This is a genomic window from Marinobacterium aestuarii, assembly GCF_001651805.1.
GTDB lineage: Bacteria > Pseudomonadota > Gammaproteobacteria > Pseudomonadales > Balneatricaceae > Marinobacterium_A > Marinobacterium_A aestuarii.
Genome location: NZ_CP015839.1, coordinates 2,355,368 through 2,373,988, shown reverse-complemented (window position 1 = coordinate 2,373,988; position 18,621 = coordinate 2,355,368). Strand labels below are relative to the sequence as shown.

Sequence of the window (18,621 nt, the reverse complement as noted above, 5' to 3'; positions counted from 1 at the left end):
CGAGCCTGATCAAGGCTTACTCCGGCTGGGATTTTTTCAGCCGCTTGCTGAGCGCTGGCTGCGAGATACCCAGCAGGCGTGAGGCCAGGGACTGATTGCCCTGGGCGCGCTGCATGGCTTCAGCCACCAGCAGGTCGGCAACTTCCTGCAGCGAGGGCAAGGGCTGATCCGGTGCAAACAGCGACCGCGTGCTGGCCTCATGCTCGGGTTCCGGCACGGCAGCGCCCTGCCCGACCGCGCGCCTGAATACCTCCATCGACAGCACCCCGCCGCGGTGCTGACTCAGGGCATCGTAACAGAGCGCACGCAGCTCCCGCACATTGCCGGGAAAGGCATAATTGTGCAGCAGTACCGGCAGCTCCCGCGGAAAGGTCGGTTTGTTGCGACCCAGCTCTTCGGCGGCCTGGGCCAAAAAATATTCCAGCAGCAGGCCTGTATCGTCGCGGCGCTGGCGCAGCGGTGGCAACTCGACCTGATGGGTGCGCAGGCGATAATACAGATCCTTGCGAAAAGCGCCGGCGCGCTGTTTCTGCTCCAGGTTGTGGTGGGTTGCCACCAGCACTCTGGCACGCATGCGCTTGGGGCGATCACTGCCCAGCGGATAGTATTCGCCCTCCTGCAGCAGTCGCAGCAGTTTGACCTGTGACGCCAGGCTGAGATCACCAATTTCATCCAGAAACAGGGTGCCGCTGCCGGCCTGCTCTATCATGCCCGCCCGCGCCTTGTCGGCGCCGGTGAAGGCCCCGCGGTGATGGCCAAACAGCGTATCGGCAAAGATGTTGTCATCCAGGCCCGCCACATTGACACTCACCAGCGGCCCACTGCGACCACTGAGCGCATGCACCGCATGGGCAATGGCTTCCTTGCCGGTACCGCTTTCGCCGCTGATCAGTACCGGCTGACTGCTGGCCGACACGGCTTCAAGGTACTGAAACACCGAGCGCATGCCCTTGTCGCGGGTAATGATGCCTTCGAACACCTCCGGCCGCTCCAGCGTATCGCTGAGAAAACGCCGGCGCATTTCCTGGTTTTCCAGCCGCATCTCCTGCATCCGTATCGCCTTGCGGATGCCTTCAATCAGCCGGTCTTCCTCGGTGGTCTTGATAAAGTAGTCGTAGGCGCCCTGGCGAATACAGCTGACCGCGGTTTCCAGCTGATTCAGGCCGCTGATGATAATGACGCCGACATCGGGATGTTCCTCGACGATGCGCTGCAACAGCGCCTCACCCGACAGGTGCGGCATGGTCAGATCCAGCAGCACCAGCCCGATCGGCTCGCGGGCGATCATGCCCAGCGCCTCGCGGCTGTCTTCACAGCGAAAGATATGGCTGATGCCACCACGGCGCTCCAGCGCGATACTCAGACTGCGCAGAAAAGGCGCTTCATCATCGACCAGCAGGACACCGAAGGAAGGATACAGATTCTGACTCATATCGGTTTGGCTTCCTGGTTGACGGGCAGTGACAGTACTGCGCGGGTGCCGGCGCCTGGCGCCGAGTAGTATTCCAGAATCCCGCCATGTTCCTGCACGATACTGGTGGAGACCGAAAGCCCCAGCCCCATGCCGCCCTGCTCCCGCTTGGTGGTAAAAAACGGATCACTCAGGCGGGCGAGATTTTCCGGCGCTATGCCGTGGCCCTGATCCTCCACCTCAAGACGCAGCATCTTGCTGGCGGCGTCATAGCGGGTTTCGATCCTGATGGCATTGTCCCGGGACTCGAGCGCCTGGCAGGCGTTCACGATCAGGTTGATCACCACCTGCTCTATTTTCTGGCCATGGCCCCTGAACGCGGGCAGCTCGTCGGCATAGCTGATCTCAAAATGTTCCGTTGCCTTGCGAATACTGTTGTCCACCAGCCGAATGGCCGTGGCAACCACCTCGTTGAGGTCGACCGACTCACTCAGTTCAACCGGCCCCTGGCGGGCAAAATCACGCAGATCATCCACAATACGGCGGATACGCTGGGCGCCGGTGAGCATGTCATCCAGCATCAACGGTACCTCGTCGCGCATGCGGGCGTAGGAAAGCCCGCCCAGGTCAAAGTCGCCTTGCTCCTGGTAATGGGCTTCCAGAATGTCTTCGCAATCGCGGTACACATCCTGTAATACGGACAGGTTGAGCAGCAGCAGGCCGCAGGGGTTATTGATCTCGTGGGCCACGCCCGACACCAGAATACCGAGGGAGGTCATTTTGTCGGCCTGTATCAGTTTCTGCTGCTGCAGCTGCAGCTCCTGGGTCCGGCGCAGCACCTGGCGGGTCAGCATGCGGTTCCAGATAACGATAGCCCCCAGCACCAAAAGCAGTACCAGGGACATCAGCCCCGCCGCCTGGCCTATCTTCTTCCAGGGCACGCCACCGCCCTGCAGCGGGCCAAACCACTTGTCGTATATGGCCTGCTGACGGCCGGTGTTTTTGAGAATCGCCAGGCCTTCACTGAACTGTGCCAACAGCTCTTCATTGCCCTTGAGAACACTGTAACCGTAGCGCTGTGCCGCAAAGGGCTTACCCACCGGCACTATGTTGGAAAGCTCAAGCTCGCGCCCCAGATAAAGCCCCGGCAGGTTCGCCACCAGGGCATAGTCATGCTTGCCGGAGGCCAGAAGGCGCAGCGCATCGGCGTGGGTATCCGCCAATATAAGCGTGGCGCCGACATCGTCGTTCAGCATCTGATCGTGCAGAATACCGCGATCCTGCACTATGACTTCCTTGCCCCGCAGCTGCGTCAGGTCATCGATTTCGGGATCGCCCCTGCGGGCGAAGATCGACTGATGAACGATGGCATGGGGCGGCGAGAATACATAACCTTCGGCACGATCCTGGGAATAGGAAATGCCCTGAAGCGCGTCCACCTCACCTTCTTCCAGGCGCTGGCGCATCTCGGCCCAGCCGCCCAGCTGAATCTCGACATCCATGCCCATAACTTCAGCGATGGCCCGGGTCAGGTCGGTATTGTAGCCATCCGGCTGGCCATCGCTGTTTATAAACTCATAGGGCGGGTAGTTGTGATCCCCCGCAACTATGATCAGCTCCCGGGAGCTTTCGCCCTGGGGTAGGACCCTGGCATAGATCTGGGAGCTGGCGAACAGCGTGATGCCCATCGCCAGCACCCACCCCGCAAGGCTCGTCAGCACACGGCTTGAGCGGCCCCTCATGCTTCAGTCTCGACGTTCTGACTTGCGGAGAGACCATAGCGGCGTTCCAGCACCTGCCACAGGGTTTCGGCTTCCAGGCTCAGGGGTCGGCTGCAGCGATAGAGACATACCGTCAAGGGCCGCTGCCAGGCCGGCGCGCCGCACACCACCAGAAAACCCTGGCGCAGCTCATCCGCAATGGCAAAGGTCGGTACCCAGGCCACACCCAGGCCCTGCAACGCCATCACCTTGAGACTGTCCGCCAGCGGCGACTCAAACGTCTGACGCAATGTCACCGGATGGGGCGGCTTTGCCAGCAAGGCATCCACACAGCGCCCAAGATAGATGCCGGAGGGGTATGCCAGATAGGGCAGGGTTTTCCCGTCGAGGGCATCGAGATCAAACAGGGGTCGGCCTTCGTCGTCAGCCCGAGAGATGGGCACCAGCTGTTCGGTTTGCAGCTCGAGTTTGCGAAACGCCTCCGACTCCAGGGTGGAATCTTCAAACGCCAGCAGAAAATCACAGATGCCATTTTTCAGCGCCTGAACGCTGTCATCCACATTGGCCACCAACTGGCGCGTGCGGGTGTCTTCAAGCGCATCTTGCAGGGACTGAATAAAGGCCGGGAAGAATGACAGCGACAGCGTATGGGACACCGCCACATCGATAACCCGGGTGCCCTTTTTACGCAGTGATCTTAGATGGGCAACACTGTCCTGCAGCTGGAGCACCAGGTTTCTCGCCGTGATACGAAACAACTGACCTTCGTCGGTCAGCTGTACCGGCACGCTGGTTCTGTCGATAAGCTGACAGCCCAGGGCGAACTCCAGCGCCTTGATCCGACGACTGAACGCAGGCTGAGTCAGGTGGCGCTCCTGCGCCGAGCGGGAAAAGCTCTGGGTGACCGCGAGCGACAGGAAGTCTTCCAGCCATTTGGTTTCAATATTCACCTATCAACTCCCCCGCTGCCGCTAGCACCCTGGCCCTGGATTAAACATCGGTCCTGCAGTGGGTGCAATTGCGCCCAGTATACCTGCATGCCAAGCTCGTAATCCCACTCTGCACAGCCCTATGCCAACACCACCTACCCCATACCGGGCAGGTATATAGCCAATATCCTGTTGATTAGCAAACGGAATAAACCCGCCCATGCAAAACCTGCATGGGGCCTGCCGATCCGGCATTGGTCGCGCGCGCCCCTGCTGCGATAGCTTTCTCGCTGTCACCTCAGGAGAAACACATGCACACTACGATCGGTATTCTCGGCGGTATGGGCCCCCTGGCCACGGTCGACTTCGTCAAAAAAATCATCGGTCAGACAGTAGCAATACAGGATCAGGATCACCTGCCGCTGCTGATTCACTCGGTTCCACAGATACCGGATCGCACCGCCTGCCTGATGCAGAACCGCGAATCCCCCCTGGCGGCACTGACGAAGGGCCTGCACACCCTGGTCGATGCCGGCGTCGGCTGTATCGCCATTCCCTGCAATACCGCGCACTACTGGCATAAAGATCTGGCCAGAATTAGCCCGGTCCCCATACTGCACATTGCCCGCGCCTGCTCAAACCAGCTGGCGAAAGACGGTGTTGGCACTGTCGGCCTTATGGCAACGGATGGCACCCTGAAAGCGGGTTTCTACGCAGGCGAGCTAAGCCAGCACGGTATTCACCTGATCGACACCCCAGCCCTTTTGCAGCAGCGGGTAATGGAAGGCATTTACCGGGTAAAATCCGGCGCGCTTGAGCAGGGAGCAATAATGCTGGAAGACTGCCTGCAAAAGATGCTGGCACTGGGGGTTGAGCGGGTGATTCTGGGGTGCACCGAAATCCCTCTGGCGCTGGATTCAATCAGTTCGGGCTTGAGCCACTATGGCGTTGATGCCACCGGGGCTCTGGCCCGCGCCTGTGTCGACTGGTATCAGGTTAATAGCCACAATCAGGACGTGGCTGCCTGAAACATCGCAAGGCGGGCAAAACAGGCAACTCTGCTAGCGGACTCGGCGCAGGGTTTCAGAGGGCAACTCGCCAAACAGCTTGCGGTAATCCGATGAAAAACGCCCCAGATGGCTGAAGCCATAATCCAGTGCGATCTCGGTCACATTGCGGGCGTTAACACCCTGCTTCAGGTCCGCATGCAGGTTCTGAAGCTTTAGCTGCTTGATAAACAGTTTGGGCGTGATGCCCACATCCCGGGCGAAGATATTATAAAGGCTGCGCACACTCACATTGCACAGACCTGCCAGCTCTTCCACCGTGACATCATCGCGAATCCGCTCCTGCAGATAGCCCCGAATCAGCCGCAAGGCCCCCTCATTACCGGCAACACTGCGATCCTGCGTCAGGTTGCAGGGAAACACCGACAACAGCTTGGTGGCCAGCAGATCGGCATAGGCGCCGGAGGCTCGGGCCATATCCACCCCGCTTTCTGATGCCTCTTCATAGACCGCCTCCACCAGACGCATAAAGGCGATGGACGCGTCCAGGTTCATCACCTGACGCTGAAAGCGCAGGCCGTCCCTGGGCAAGGCCCGGCCGTTATCGACACAGGCCGACTTGAGGATGGATTCGGGGATTTTGACGATCAGTTTCTGGCAGTCGTCGGAATAGGTAAGGTCGCTTTTTTCATGGGGGTTCATCATCAGCGCCTGGCCGGCGGACAACGACAGACGGTCTTCGTCGAAATTCCAGGTGCAGCTGCCACTGGTGACCACCTGCAGATGGTAGACCTCTTCCAGATCCGGCGAATGCACCCGCACCTTGCCGCCATAGGATATATGCGACAGCCCCAGGCGGGCAAAATTGGCATAGCGCAGGGATGAACGCATATTGCCAGACCCCAGCGTCGTCAGTCGATGCTGCCCGATATGGGCATTGACGTAATCCGACACATCCTCGGGGCACACATCCTTGCGCACGACGCTGTTGGCAAGTACGTGATTCAGCATCCGCAGCACCTTTTGTCATTATTGTAATAGCGTCAATTATATGTGAATGCACTACCCGACTCAATGCGTGAGCCTGATCAATTGGGCCCTTAATACATTGTGAATTCCAGGCTGTAGCTGTATTCCAGACCTTTGCAGACCTTTCGTACGGAGAATTGCGGAGAGTTGTTTTTGGCGGGATAAGCGCCACGTAACGCAACGCTGCGCGCTGGGTCTGGGCCGCTCACGCATGAGACGACCGACTCCCAAGCAAAAATGATGGTTGCTTAGTCGTTCGCCCTGCTTAAGCAACAGCGCGTGAGGCTAAAATTCGAATGCCACTTTTCCAGATCCAGGTATTCCCCGGTATCAGGATTTACGCCGCCAGAAGCCAATACCGAGGATACCCAACACCAGCAAGGCCAGGGTTCCGGGTTCCGGCACCGCCACAGTCTTCGGGTCTGGGACTGGGTCCAGCCGCGGCGTATAAGCGGCATAGACGAAATCGTCAGCGGTATACTTCTCCGGACCACCTTGCTGAGTTCCGCCGGCAAGAACGAGCTGCGTAAAGCCAACATCCGAAATAAACCCAAAAAATTCCCCGGCATGGCCAGAGGGAATCTCTACAGGGATCAGGACAGCTCCTGCGTTTATCTGAATACCCCGCCCTGCGCCCCGAAACCTCAAATCCCAGTTACCCCCGAAGGCGAAGATCTCGAAGTCGAAGGTAATGGTCGTACTGCTTCCCGATGCCAGTCGGTCGGTCAATTGGCCCATGGTATCAAAGCCGTTATGCAGTGTGCCGGCAATAGAAATGCTGAAGTCGTCCAGCACACCGCCGGCAAAGTCTTCTTCCATGTAGGCGCCGACCTGAGCTTCCCAGTCGGCACGCAACTCGCCACTGCCGACGCCATGGAACAGGCTGATGATTCCGGCCTGTGTCGCACTGCTGACGCCACCGATGGCGAATGCGAGGCCGGCAACCAGAATTTGTTTGTGTACTTTCAAAATATCTCTCCCTGATTTCTTGTCTTCAGGTGGTGAGGATCTGAGCCTGATCAATGATCATTATAGCTACCCACCTGCTCAGGCGGCGTACCCAGTGGCCGTCCCACCCTTATTATCCCGCATCACATCTGCGCTGGCGTCTCTAGGATCCCCAACGAAATCACCTGGTTTCAATTCTGAAGCTGTCAAACGAGCCCAGGTTTGCAGATGTGCAAGCCATCACCAACAAACAGAACAGAAATAATTCCCTTATTACAGAGGTTGATATTTAGAAAGCTAAAAATAGATAAAAGCAAAAAACACACCACTATTATTAACCAACTGTTTTTTATAGATTTAAATAATATTGACGATGTTTATTTAGCATAATGTGTAAAGAAAATGGACAGTTTTATTAAGGAAAGGGTTAATGCCAGATGCCCCGCTGCACCGTTCAATAGACAGTGCCGATCAGATACCGCCAAAGCCTGCACCGACGATCAAAATACGCTGTTTCATGTTTATCTCCAGGTAGACATTATGTCCTATCGAAAAATCACGCACGGGCTTCTCTTTCCGACTGAACCTTGAACTCAGACCTTGCTGTTGAGCACCGCATAACTACGAATATATTAGTCGTAGTTATGCGGTGCAATATTTTTTGATACCCATGCATGACTGGCTCAGTACGACCTGCATGGAAAGCAAACAAAAAACAAAAAAATTATTATTAAACAATTATTTAAATAACACACAAGAATAAAGTATTTATTCTTGTGTCATTGTTCAGGCTATCCATGGTTTGAGATAATCCGGCGTTATCAGCATAATTCTACGAATTACATGGTCGGAGTATATATGGCTCTTTACAGCGCGGGAGTGGAGTACGGACTCCATTGCCTGGCACTACTGGTGGACAACAAGGGTGACAGCCGGGAAGCCAGTGCGCGCGCACTCGCCGAACTGCAGGGTGTCCCGCCTGAGTTGCTAGCGAAGGTATTCACGAAGCTGGCCAAAGCAAACCTGGTTGTCGCAACCGAAGGCGTACGCGGTGGATTCCAATTGGCCAGACCGGCTGAAGAGATCACCGTGCTTGATGTCGTGCAGGCAATAGATGGTCAGAAAGACATTTTTGAATGCCGGCAGATCCGTGAGCGCTGCGCGCTTTTCAGCGATTCGCCACCAGACTGGTCAACGGCGGGTACCTGCTCGATCCACAGCGTGATGCTGACCGCCCAGAAGCGCATGGAAGAAGCGCTGGCACAACAGACCATCCTGGACATCGCCCGGCGTGTTGGGCGCAAGGTTCCACCCGACTTCGGTGATCAGATAGACGGATGGATCAATGCGCGCAAACTCATCGCCCGAGAAGGCTAAACATTGACAGCCAGCCAGGCTCCTCCCACCTGGCTGATTGCCGGAACGCCGTCAGATACGTTTGAACAACGCCGAGCGCTCCGGGCCCGCTGCGCCATCGGCTGCGGTAACGAAACGCTCCATATGAATGTCCCGCTCGAACAGGCGCCCCTGCATCAGGGTGCTGATGGCGGCATCAATCATCGGTGGCGGACCGCACAGATAGGCCTTGTGACCGTTGAAACGGTTATCGAAATGCTGTTTTGCCGCCTCATGTACGTAGCCGGTAAAGCCCTGCCAGTCGTCCTCTGACGCGGGAGCGCTCAGAGCGGGTATGTAGTGAAAGTGCGCATGGTCCCTGGCCAAGGTGTCGAACAGCTCGCGGTTATAGAGCTCGGCCACATTGCGTGCGCCCTGGAACAGGTAGATCTGGCGCTGATCGCCCTGGGCCAGCATATCCAGAATCATCGACTGCGGGCTCGACAGGCCCGAGCCGCCGGCCAGAAAGATCGCGTCCTGGCTATCGGAAGTGCGCACGAAGAACTGGCCGAAGGGGCCGCTGAGCGCCAGGCTGTCACCAGGCTGCATTTGTTCATGCAGCCAGGCCGTGCCTGCACCCCCGTCCACCCGTCGCACATGCAACTCGATGATGTCGTTATCACCGGGCGGGTTGGCGATGGAAAAGGCACGGGTGCCCTCCACCCCTGGAATATTGAGGTTGATGTACTGACCGGCCTGGAACTCCATAGGCCGATTCAGTTTCAGCTGGATACCCCGGATCGTCGGTGACAAATCAGTAATGCCCGCCACAGTGGCGCTATAGTCCTGTACCGGGAACCCCTGAAAGTCCGGGTCCACATCGATATCGGCCTCGATCACCATATCGGATTCCGGGCGCGCGCAGCACACCAGTATCTTGCCCTCATCCCGCTCCATGTCCATCAGTGCAAAGGATGAGGCCTCGCCGAGGTCGACGTCACCGTCCAGCACCTGCACCTTGCAGGTGGCGCAGGTGCCGTGACCACAGGCAAAGGGCAGCCAGACGCCCTGGCGCAGGGCGGCATCAAGGATGGTCTGCCCTTCTTCGACCTCGATCAGGTCGCCGGTGGGTTCAACTGTAATCTGGTAGCTCATGACCGCCTCCCTCAGACAGCCGCGGACATAAAGCCCGTCAGCTCAGGGGTCTGAAAACGCAGCAGGGACTTGTGGTCTATACCCTGCGCCTGCAGGGACGCATCGAGTTGCGGTACAAAGGCTTTGCCATTGAGCAACCAGCCGGCGCTATCCCAGTTGATCTGGGTCCACTCAGGGTGCGGGCTGAATACCGATGCCATCACCTGGTCTCGCAGCTGACCAAAGGGCATGTCCGGCGACACCGCAAGGGTGAAGGGTGCGCAAAACATCAGGTGGTGGTCCCAGCCGACATAGAGCAGCTGATTGCCATTAAAATTTTCGAGGCGATCTTTCACCTCACCGCTATAACCCGGTTTCAACGTTTTAAGAGACATAGTCATACCTCCGCACGCCGGATTCAGCCCGGCGCGCCTTGTCAGTCGTTATTGTTATCTGCTGATTAAAACAGGCTAGGCTCAGGCGACACCCTTCCAGCTTTTCCAGCGCTGCTCGTCCGGTGAGCCCTTCATATCCAGGTTGTCGGCGCCGACATTCATCTGGTAATAATCGCGCAGCACATCCTCGAGCCCCGGCCCGCCGCAGTTACCCTGCAGGATCTGATGCACCGGCAGCCAGGACTGAACATACTTCTCGGGTTCAGCGACGAAGATGTCGTGACAGCCGTCGGAGCAGAAGTGGTAGCGCTCGTCCCTGTAGACGGTGTCGCGGTAGGCCAGCTGGGTCGGGTTGTCCATTTCGGTAAACATCAGCGGAATCTGACAGCAGTTGCACAGCTGCGGCAGGCCCTTGGTGTAAAAGCGCTTGCCCTCGGCCTCCATCTTTTTGGCCATCTCCCAGCGCGGACGGTAATACTTGTCAAAGGTGTCGGGGTACTTCTCGCTCAGCCAGTCCAGCTCCTCATCGGACGGGATCCAGGTGTGGAAGGCGGTCGCATCGCCGTAGCTGTAGAACAGCCACCAGGCCTGATGCGAAACGTGTTCCTTCTCTTTTTCGATGGTCTCGGCATATTTGGGCGCACGGATACCGTAGCGGGCCAGATCCTTGAACAGGGCACCGCCGGCCTCTTCGAAATACACTTCCCAGGCCTCTTTCCAGCTCATGACCTTGTTGGGCAGCATGTAGTCCATCATCATCGACACCAGCGTGAGCAGCCGGGTACCGCGCCAGAACCACTTGTCGATCCACTCCTGCACGATGGGGACGTTGTCTTCGTGCTGCTCCAGCAGGAACTTGATGACTTCCAGCCCCAGGGTCATGTGTCTTGCCTCATCGGACTGGGCCGAAAAGCCGAAGGTCACGGTCGCCATGTCACCGTTATAGGCCGCGCCCGACATAAAGGGCACGAACAGCAGGTTGGTCAGCACGTATTCGAAGCTGAAGCTGATGGCCACCAGGAATTCGAACGGGCCGGCGCTGCGGGCATCATCGAAGAAGGATTTGGGCACCGACAGGTACCAGACACGGTCATGCATATGCGACCAGTCCTGGAAACCATCAAAGAACTTGTTGTAGTGGCTCATGGCATGAACCTGGGTCTGCACATGACGCAGTTCGTCGATAGACTGCATCTGGCAGGCGATGCGGGCACCGACGCCGCCGAACTGACGCCCGGTATGGGCGAAACCCTGGTGCGCCTGGTACTCCAGCGGCGAAACGCCGGTCAGGAACAGCTTGAGTGCATTGGCATAACGCGGATCCGAAATATTGGTATGGCCGTTGTTCTGCGCCACAGCATCAAAAATGGCATAGAGCTTTTTCTCTTTTTCCGCCTGGTACTTCCAGTAGGTGTCCATGGTGAGGCGAAACGGATCTTCCCATTTCGACCAGTCGGTAATCTTGATACCCTCGAATTCCTCGAACGGAAAGGCCTGCTTGCGATCCTCATAGGAAAACTCCCAGTCCAGATCCCGTGTCAGCAGTCGATATTTGTCTTTGGTATTGAGTTTTTTAGCAGCCATGTCGGATACCTCTTTTCTTATTAAGTGCGGTTATGCGTTCCAGCTCAGGCTGAGTCGATCATCGTCTTCATCGACGTTGCCACCGAGGGTGATCAGGTTCAGATGCAGCTCCTGTATATCCCAGTCCCGGCCGAGCTTGTCCTCCACGGTTTCGCGTCTAACCACCAGCTGACCTTCGCATTCGATGCGGATCATGGCCGGCATGTAATTGACGGTGACCTCGGGGTTGTCGTCTTCGATGGCTTCAACGATGTAGCGGGACTGGTCGTTGTCCTGCAGCGCGATATAGACCTTGGACATCAGACGTTTCCTCCTGCGATACCGGCTTTGGCCAGGCGCTTGTCCAGCGCTGCCAGCGATTGGGCCAGGGCGTCATCGCCCAGCATTTCCTGTGCTACGGGCGCCAGAGCCTCGGCGGCCTTGCCACGCCAGCGCTCGACCCACTGGCCCAGCAGCACCTTGTTGGCGTCGGATTCTGCGGCGGCGATTTTCAGCACCGCATCCACCCAGCGTGTGTGCTCCTTGCACCACTCCTGCATGAACTCGGTCAGCATCGCCACATCCTGGCCGCCGTTGGCGGCCAACCAGGCATCGAACTGGGTGTAGACCAGGTCACTGACCAGGCTGTCGATGACCAGATCCTGGGCCACAAACAACTCAAACCAGTCCTCGGTCACCAGGGTTTCCTCGCACAGCGCCCGCATCCCCTGCCAGAGCGGGTCCTGCAACCACAGCTGCTTGGCCTCCACCAGCGCATCACCGCTGTTGCCATCCAGAATCAGGCCGATGCGCGAGAAATACTGGGCGATGCCCAACCGGTCCATGGCGTCGTACAGCAGTGCCTGGGTGATGGCAGTGCCGTAACCGTAAGCAGTGCCGTACATGTTGTTGAGGTTGGCGGTATGTTCGACGTGGCGCAGCGGCACCAGCAGGCGGATCAGACTGGCGCGCAGTTCATCGCTGAGCAGCGCCGCCAGATTGCGTTTTTCGAAGAAGGCATAGTTGTTCTCGGCATGCTCCTGCATGCGGGCGCGCTGGCCAACATAAGCACCGTAGTAATACTGGCGCGGATCTTTAAAGGCATACCAGTCCTGCATCTCAATGGCGGTACGCCCCTTGTCGTTGAGTTCGAACTCGGGCTGCCACAGCGGGCGATAGTGGTAGTTGGTTTCGGCCTGAAGGTCGTAGGTCGCTTCCTGATAGCGGGTCGCGGGCTTGTCGCCAAAGCGGCGTTCGATATTCGCAAAGGTATTGCGCACCGGCTCCAGCGTGGACGTCTTGATTTCAACGCTCATGTTAATTTCCCAACTCTGAGTTGTTGTTATTGGCGGATCGATTCTGGTTCTGTGCCATCAGGGTGCCTTCGCCGTAGCGCCACTTTTCCATCTGGGCATCCACCTCGGCGGTCTGCGCGGCCGTCATGGCAACGGCCCCCTGGGCCCGGCAGAAACGTTCAAAGGCAGTAACGGGCATCACCAGTTCCACGAACAGGGTCGGATCGCCGATGGCAAAGTCGAACTCGACAAAACGGTCACCGGGCTGACTGCGCACCCGGACGTATTTCGTCATTCGATTGAAGGTATCGGGACGCATCCCGACAGGTTCTTGAGAAGGCAATCTGCTCATCGCGTTTGTTCTCGTTGTCGCTGATGAAAGTTCACCAGGACAATCTGCAACCGACGTGCCAGATGGTAAAAACAGGCAAAAAAAAACGCCAAGATAATCATTTAAGCTATTGAAAATATTATAAATAATTATTTTAATCTGGACCTATTAGACAGAAAAAAATGGATACCAAACCGCGGGACAGTTCTGAAAAAAGTGACCAAATGATTAAGCCCGCCCAGGTGAAGTGACCATTTGATCATGTCTCAGCACCCGATCGGGCCTCGGCGAAAGAACACAAAGTGGCACAACCCCTTCCAATTCAGGCGAGAATCAATCAACAATAAAAAGAGATTTCACCTTCAGCGCCGGTATATAACAACAATGGCCATTCAGACCGATCTGCAGCTTCCTGCAAACGCAGACCTGCTGTCCCAAATCCGTTTTGAAACCGATCGCGGCAAGATCTGGTTCAACGAACAACGCATGCTGCTGATTCATTCCGCCGTCATGGGCCAGTTACGCAAGGAGCTGGTTGAAACCATGGGCGTCGAGCGAACACGCGGCTTCCTGATGCGTTTTGGCTACCACTCGGGCTGGAAGGACGCAGAGCTGGTCGCCAAGGTGCGACCGGATTTGTCAAAAAAAGAGGCCTTTTTCGTTGGCCCCCAGCTGCACGGCATCAAGGGGATGGTCAATGTGCAGCCCATCGATCTGGAGTTCGATATAGAAGCCGGCACATTCTACGGAGAGTTTGACTGGATAGACTCCTATGAAGCCGAAGTACACCGGCATGACTTCGGCCTCGCCGACGACCCCATCTGCTGGACCCTGATCGGATATGCCAGCGGATTTACGACCTTTTACATGGGCCGGACCATTATCTACAAGGAGCAGGAATGCGCCGGCTGCGGTGCCGATCACTGCCGCATTATCGGCAAACCGGTGGAAGAATGGGAAGACCGTGCCGAACTCGAGCGCCTGCTGCTGCCCGACCCTATCGCCGATGAGCTGTTTGCCCTGCGCCATGAACTCAGCGAGCTGCGGGACAATGCGCGCTATTCCCCCCAGGACACGGACCTGCTGATCAACTCAGTGGGGCGCTCCAGCGCCTTTATGAACGTCTGCCAGCTGATTCGACGCGCCTCCAGCAGCCGCGTTACCGTGCTGTTGCAAGGGGAAACCGGCGTCGGCAAGGAAGTGGTGGCCAAAGGCCTGCACCTGAGTTCGGATCGCGCCGACAAGCCCTTCATCGCCGTAAACTGCGCCTGCATCCCGCCGGATCTGATCGAGGCCGAGCTGTTTGGCGTTGAAAAAGGTGCCTATACCGGCGCCACCCAGTCCCGTGAAGGCAAGTTTGAACGTGCCGACAAAGGCACACTCTTTCTTGATGAGGTGATCGAACTGTCGCCCCGGGCACAGGCGACGCTACTGCGCGTGCTGCAGGAAGGCGAACTGGAGCGCGTCGGCGACAGCCGCAGCCGCAAGATCGATGTTCGCGTCGTCGCCGCCACCAACGAGGATCTGGAGACAGCGGTCAAAAACGGTACCTTTCGTGCCGACCTCTTCTATCGGCTTAATGTCTTCCCGGTACATATCCCGCCGCTGCGTGAACGTACCGAAGACATTGCGCTGCTGATCGAGCATTTCCTCGAGAAGTATCACAGCCTCTACAACAAGCGCACCCTCGGCGTTTCGGACATGGCGCTGCAGGCCCTGCTGCAGTACAAATGGCCGGGCAATATCCGCGAACTGGAAAACATGATCGAGCGCGGCATTATCCTCAGCGACAACAACCATACAATTGATATCGAAGCCCTGTTCCCGTCGCTGTCCGAACCCAGCCACCCGCTGAACACCATTAACCGGGCAGGCAAGATCGGCATGAACAGTGCGACAGCCGATGACGCAGCCGCCGACACATCCATACAGGCCCTGTGTCACCAGGCCATCAGGGATGAAGTCAGCCTGGAACAGCTCGAAAGCCAGATGATTCACACCGCCATGACCAAGGCGGACAATAATGTTGCCCAGGCCGCCCGCCTGCTGGGCATGACGCGGCCGCAGCTGGCCTACAAACTGAAAAAGCACCCAACAGGATAAGTCAGGGCTGCAACTGTTCGAGCAGTGCCAGAGCGGCATCGAGGTCACCGTCACGCCCATCGTCCAGGGTTTCACAGAGCCCGGCGAGCGCAGCACGGGCTTGCGGTGCCCGCCCCTGCTGCAGCCAGAGTCGACTGCGGCTCAATACCGCACGCAGTTCCAGCGCCCTGGCGCCCTGGCGGTGCGCGGTCTCGATCGCGCGTTCGAAGCAGGCCTGAGCCAGCAGCTCCTCGTCGCCGCCCCTGTCCGCATCACTGCGCTGCATCAGCATCAGATCGCCCTCGAGCCGCTGCAGTTCGGCCTGGTACATCCACTCGCCCGTCTGCGCCACCGCGTCCCTCGCCTGGGCCAGCCGCTCCAGAGCCGCGTCTGTCCTGCCTGCCCGGCCCAGGGCTTCGGTCAGCAGCGCCAGGAAATGCGGGCACCAGAGCTCCGCCCCCGTCGCACGGAAAGACACAAGCCCCGCCTCCATCCGAGCGATGCCTGCATCGCTGCGCCCGCCCTGACACAGACCCGCCCCCAGCAGCACCGCCGCCCAGCTCCCCCAGAAGGGATAACCGTACTCGCCGGCCAGTGCTACCGCCGCATCCGCGCGCTCGCAGGCCAGATCCGGGCGCCGCTGCTGCACATCGACCTCAGCCGCGAGCACCAGGGCGTAGGTGGTGACATAGGGAATATTCAGCTGCTGCGCGAGTTTCAGGGCCTCACCCGCACACTGTCGGGCAGATTCGGGACAGCCCAGTAGCGACAGTACCCAGCCCAGATATCCCAGCGCGAACACGCCGGGGTCAAGACCATAGCGGAACAGGTGGGCCTGGTGCTCACCGCGGTCGTACAGCTCGACCACCCGCTCGAAATGCGCCCTGGCCTCTTTCGGCTCGCCCTGGTTGAAACAGCTCGACCCCAGCGCCCGGTACGCCTCCAGTAACAGGGATGGGTCCTGCGAACGCTGCGCCAGCGACAGCAGGCACTGGGCATAGTCCCGGCCACTCTGCATCTGGCCCCGCACATGGTGGTAGTTGCGCAATCCCAGCAGCACCGGAAACAGCTGCTGCTCGGTACCCGCGCCCCCTTTGAGTTCCAGCGCCCGGCTGTAGCTCTCGCCAACCTCAGGCGCGGCGTAACCCTGAACGGCGATCAGCGCAGGTCCGAGATCGAGGCGGATAGCGAACTCCAGGCGGTCGCGCTCAGTGCTGTCCGGCAGGTTGCGCAGCAGTTTCAGCGCCGAACCGAAGTGCCGTACAGCTTCCGCCACCGACGACTGCTGCATCGCCTGGCCGCCGGCGCGGTGCAGGTACTCAACCGCCTTGTCGATATTGCCGCTGCGGCTGTAGTGATGCGCCAGCTCCTTGCAGTGTGCCTCCAGGCGCCCTTCAAACAGTGTTTCGATGGCCCGACCTATATGTTCGTGCAGCTCACTGCGCTGCACCCGAAGCAGGGAGTTGTACGCCACCTCCTGGGTCAGGGCATGCTTGAAGGTATAATCGATCTCGGGAAAGGCCGTGCGCTCGTACAGAAATTCGCCGCGCTGCAACCGTGCCAGCAGGCGACGCAGCCTGTCTTCCGGCAACGCCACAACCTGGCGTACCAGGCTCCATGGAAACTCCTTGCCGATCACCGCCAGGGTCTGCAGCAGCGCCTTATCCCCGGCATCGAGCCTGTCCATGCGGGCACAGAGCACGCCCTGTACCGTGGTCGGAATCTGCAGGCTGTCCGGCTCCCGCTCGAGACGGTAGTGCCCCACATCGCCGCCGAGCACCTGTTCTTCGACGAGCGTCTGTACCAGCTCCTCGATAAAAAAGGGATTGCCCTGGGCCTGGCCTCGGATCAGCGGTTTCAGGGGCAACAGCGAGACATCCTTGCCGAGCAGGGTTTCCAGCAGCGCCTCGGACTCGGACTGCGCCAGGGGCTGCAACCGCACCTCTGTGTAGTCGCGGCGACCGTCCCAGTGGTGGCGGTACTCCGGCCGGTAGTTCAGCAGCAGCAGAATGGCGGCGCCATCAAGGGTATCCACCAGCGCATTGAGAAATCCCTCGGTGTCGCTGTCCAGCCATTGCAGATCCTCGAAAATCAGCACCAGAGGGCCGTTGCGGCTCTCGCGGATCAGCAGCCGACGGATCGCATCCAGCGTGCGCTGACGTCTGAGCTGGGCATCCATCCGCGCCAGCGCCCTGTCCGCTTCGGCCATGCCCAGCAGATAGGAGAGGTAGGGCAGACAGTCCTCCAGCGCCGGGTCCAGCGCCCGCAGCCTATCACTCAACTGGCGACGCTGCAGGCCGTTATCATCCTGCGGACTGATCTGCAGATACTGCTTGAGCAGCTCGATTAGCGGCAAAAAGGCAAAGGCCTTGCCGTGGGACACCGAGAAGGTTTCCAGCACCCGGCTGCGCGCCTGCAGCCGCTGTTTGAACTCCAGAAAGAGCCGCGACTTGCCAACACCGGGCTCCCCCATCACGCTGACGACCTGACCCCGCCCGGCCTGCACCCGGCCGAACGCCCGCTCAAGCCTGGCCAGTTCCGGACCACGGCCAACAAAGCGGGCCAGGCCCCGGTGTGCCGCGACCTGCAACCGCGTGCGCAGCGGCCCGTTGCCCAGCACTTCGTAGGCGTTCACAGGCGCGCTCAGCCCCTTGACCGCCGTCGCACCGAGATCGCGAAACTCGAAATAGCCCCGCACCAGGCGGTGGGTCGCTTCGCTGACGACAATGCTGCCGGGCGCCGCCAGCGATTCCATCCGCGACGCCAGATTAATCGAAGGCCCCACGGGGTCGTAGTCGACCTGCAAGTCCTCGGTCCGCACCGCCCGCACCACCACCTCGCCGGTGTTGACGCCGATGCGGATCTGCAGCCCAATCCCCTGCGCGCGCTGAACCCCATCGGCATACAGACGCATGGCCTGCTGCATGCGCAGGGCGGCGTAGAGCGCACGCTGGGGGTGATCTTCATGGCTGATGGGCGCACCGAACAGCGCCAGGATGCCGTCGCCCAGGGATTTGGCGACATAACCCTCGTAATGGTGCACCGCCTCCATCATCAGCGACAATACAGGGTCGATCAGACGGCGGGCATCTTCCGGATCAAGGTCGGCCACCAGCGCGGTGGAGCCTGCCATATCGGCAAAGAGTGCCGTGACAATCTTGCGTTCACCACCGTCCGCGCCGCGGGCTGCCAGCAGTGCCTGTTCCGCGAGGATGCGTTCAGCCAGGTGCACCGGCGTATACTGAATGGGCGCCGCGGGTACGCCGGCGTCCGCCTCCAGGCGGCTACCGCAACTGTCACAAAACCGCGCCTCAGGCCGCAGCCGCTGACCGCAGCTGAAGCAGGTTTTGCACAGCGCGCCGCCACAGCTGCCACAGTGATTTGCGTTAGCCTGATTGTCGTACCCGCAATGCTCGCAACCCATGACGCCTCACCGGGCGA

Annotated in this window: 15 protein-coding genes; 3 read left to right on the top strand and 12 right to left on the bottom strand. The window is 58.9% G+C overall.

What is annotated here, in order from left to right; translation table 11 throughout:
* Window positions 1-16 precede the first annotated feature (16 nt).
* The 3 genes from A8C75_RS10460 to A8C75_RS10450 are packed head-to-tail and all read right to left on the bottom strand — an operon-like array spanning window position 17 to window position 4,082.
* Entirely contained in the window at window positions 17-1,432 is a 1,416-nt protein-coding gene (locus tag A8C75_RS10460) for a sigma-54-dependent transcriptional regulator (RefSeq protein ID WP_067381733.1), read from the bottom strand.
* Window positions 1,429-3,153, bottom strand: a complete 1,725-nt coding sequence (locus A8C75_RS10455; protein ID WP_084783959.1) for a transporter substrate-binding domain-containing protein — start codon at window positions 3,151-3,153, stop codon at window positions 1,429-1,431. The genes A8C75_RS10460 and A8C75_RS10455 overlap by 4 nt, the downstream gene beginning before the upstream one ends.
* Complete coding sequence (locus tag A8C75_RS10450) at window positions 3,150-4,082, bottom strand: LysR substrate-binding domain-containing protein (RefSeq protein ID WP_067381724.1); 933 nt, start codon at window positions 4,080-4,082, stop codon at window positions 3,150-3,152. Before A8C75_RS10450 ends, A8C75_RS10455 begins: the two co-directional genes overlap by 4 nt.
* A 290-nt stretch (window positions 4,083-4,372) precedes the next feature.
* Between A8C75_RS10450 and cuyB the strand changes: the two genes are divergently transcribed.
* On the top strand, window positions 4,373-5,089 hold the full coding sequence (gene cuyB / locus A8C75_RS10445; protein ID WP_067381721.1) for a cysteate racemase: 717 nt from the start codon (window positions 4,373-4,375) through the stop codon (window positions 5,087-5,089).
* A gap of 33 nt (window positions 5,090-5,122) precedes the next feature.
* Here the strand turns inward: cuyB and A8C75_RS10440 are convergent, their stop codons facing one another.
* Together A8C75_RS10440 and A8C75_RS10435 are read right to left on the bottom strand one after the other, a co-directional pair.
* On the bottom strand, window positions 5,123-6,079 hold the full coding sequence (locus A8C75_RS10440) for an AraC family transcriptional regulator (RefSeq protein WP_067381720.1): 957 nt from the start codon (window positions 6,077-6,079) through the stop codon (window positions 5,123-5,125).
* A gap of 348 nt (window positions 6,080-6,427) precedes the next feature.
* Window positions 6,428-7,066 (bottom strand): PEP-CTERM sorting domain-containing protein, encoded by a 639-nt coding sequence (locus tag A8C75_RS10435; RefSeq protein ID WP_067381716.1) that lies wholly within the window; start codon window positions 7,064-7,066, stop codon window positions 6,428-6,430.
* A gap of 837 nt (window positions 7,067-7,903) precedes the next feature.
* Here A8C75_RS10435 and A8C75_RS10430 point away from each other — a divergent pair.
* The gene (locus tag A8C75_RS10430) at window positions 7,904-8,422 is read left to right on the top strand and encodes an RrF2 family transcriptional regulator (protein ID WP_067381714.1); all 519 of its coding nucleotides are present in this window, start codon (window positions 7,904-7,906) and stop codon (window positions 8,420-8,422) included.
* 51 nt (window positions 8,423-8,473) lie between these two features.
* On the opposite strand, the gene A8C75_RS10425 is transcribed toward A8C75_RS10430, so the two are convergent.
* From A8C75_RS10425 to A8C75_RS10400, 6 genes are all read right to left on the bottom strand, one after another.
* A complete protein-coding gene (locus A8C75_RS10425; protein WP_067381712.1) occupies window positions 8,474-9,535 on the bottom strand; it encodes an NADH:ubiquinone reductase (Na(+)-transporting) subunit F in 1,062 nt (353 codons plus the stop codon).
* Between the two features lie 11 nt (window positions 9,536-9,546).
* Window positions 9,547-9,909, bottom strand: a complete 363-nt coding sequence (locus A8C75_RS10420) for a phenol hydroxylase subunit P4 (RefSeq protein ID WP_067381710.1) — start codon at window positions 9,907-9,909, stop codon at window positions 9,547-9,549.
* Between the two features lie 81 nt (window positions 9,910-9,990).
* The gene (locus A8C75_RS10415) at window positions 9,991-11,493 is read right to left on the bottom strand and encodes an aromatic/alkene/methane monooxygenase hydroxylase/oxygenase subunit alpha (RefSeq protein WP_067381708.1); all 1,503 of its coding nucleotides are present in this window, start codon (window positions 11,491-11,493) and stop codon (window positions 9,991-9,993) included.
* Between the two features lie 30 nt (window positions 11,494-11,523).
* Window positions 11,524-11,793 carry an MmoB/DmpM family protein gene (locus tag A8C75_RS10410; protein ID WP_216821279.1) on the bottom strand — a complete coding sequence of 90 codons (270 nt, stop codon included), beginning with the start codon at window positions 11,791-11,793 and terminating at the stop codon, window positions 11,524-11,526.
* Window positions 11,793-12,788, bottom strand: coding sequence for an aromatic/alkene monooxygenase hydroxylase subunit beta (locus tag A8C75_RS10405; protein ID WP_067381706.1), 996 nt, complete (start codon window positions 12,786-12,788; stop codon window positions 11,793-11,795). The genes A8C75_RS10410 and A8C75_RS10405 overlap by 1 nt, the downstream gene beginning before the upstream one ends.
* A 1-nt stretch (window position 12,789) precedes the next feature.
* Entirely contained in the window at window positions 12,790-13,062 is a 273-nt protein-coding gene (locus tag A8C75_RS10400) for a phenol hydroxylase subunit (RefSeq protein WP_227819885.1), read from the bottom strand.
* Between the two features lie 420 nt (window positions 13,063-13,482).
* Between A8C75_RS10400 and A8C75_RS10395 the strand changes: the two genes are divergently transcribed.
* Complete coding sequence (locus tag A8C75_RS10395; protein ID WP_067381697.1) at window positions 13,483-15,201, top strand: sigma-54-dependent Fis family transcriptional regulator; 1,719 nt, start codon at window positions 13,483-13,485, stop codon at window positions 15,199-15,201.
* Between the two features lies 1 nt (window position 15,202).
* Here the strand turns inward: A8C75_RS10395 and A8C75_RS10390 are convergent, their stop codons facing one another.
* The gene (locus tag A8C75_RS10390) at window positions 15,203-18,604 is read right to left on the bottom strand and encodes an adenylate/guanylate cyclase domain-containing protein (protein WP_067381694.1); all 3,402 of its coding nucleotides are present in this window, start codon (window positions 18,602-18,604) and stop codon (window positions 15,203-15,205) included.
* Window positions 18,605-18,621: the final 17 nt, after the last annotated feature.